Below are 516 nucleotides of genomic sequence, written 5' to 3' on the forward strand. Positions count from 1 at the left end.
AGGTCAGGCGCATCCAGGACTGCGCGGACCTGTTGGTAGACTTCCTCCTGCAACGCCTTGGGTGTGGCGTCCAAGAGATTGCGCATGAAGTGGGTCTGGCACCGTTGCCACGTGCAGCCCTGAAATTCGGTCTGAAGTGCCTTGACAAGTCCGCTGTGACTGTCGGACACGACGATGTCGACGCCGCTCAAACCGCGTTGCTTCAGCCAGGCGAAAAACTCCCGCCAACTCGATTCGGATTCGCTGTTCCCAAGCATCAGCCCAAGAATCTCACGATATCCCTCGTCATTCACGCCGACGGCAATCAAAGCCGCGCGCGAACGAATGCGTCCGTCTTCCCGAATCCGGAGGACCAGGGCATCGACGAGCAGAAACGGATAGCGGTGCTCGGCGAGGCTTCGGTGGTTCCACGCTTGGACGATGGGATCAAGGCGCTTGCATAGGTCCGAAATCGTCGATTTCGAAAAAGACGTTCCACACAACTGCTCCGTGACCTTGGCCACATCTCGTGTAGAC

1 protein-coding gene is annotated in these 516 nt (G+C 58.1%); it reads right to left on the reverse strand.

Annotated elements, in window-relative coordinates; genetic code table 11:
* Window positions 1–516, reverse strand: a 516-nt coding sequence (locus AS26_RS13670) for an IS256 family transposase (RefSeq protein WP_174519955.1), incomplete at both ends; no start/stop codon positions are given.

The sequence above is a fragment of the Alicyclobacillus sendaiensis NBRC 100866 genome (genome assembly GCF_001552675.1).
Lineage (GTDB): Bacteria > Bacillota > Bacilli > Alicyclobacillales > Alicyclobacillaceae > Alicyclobacillus > Alicyclobacillus sendaiensis.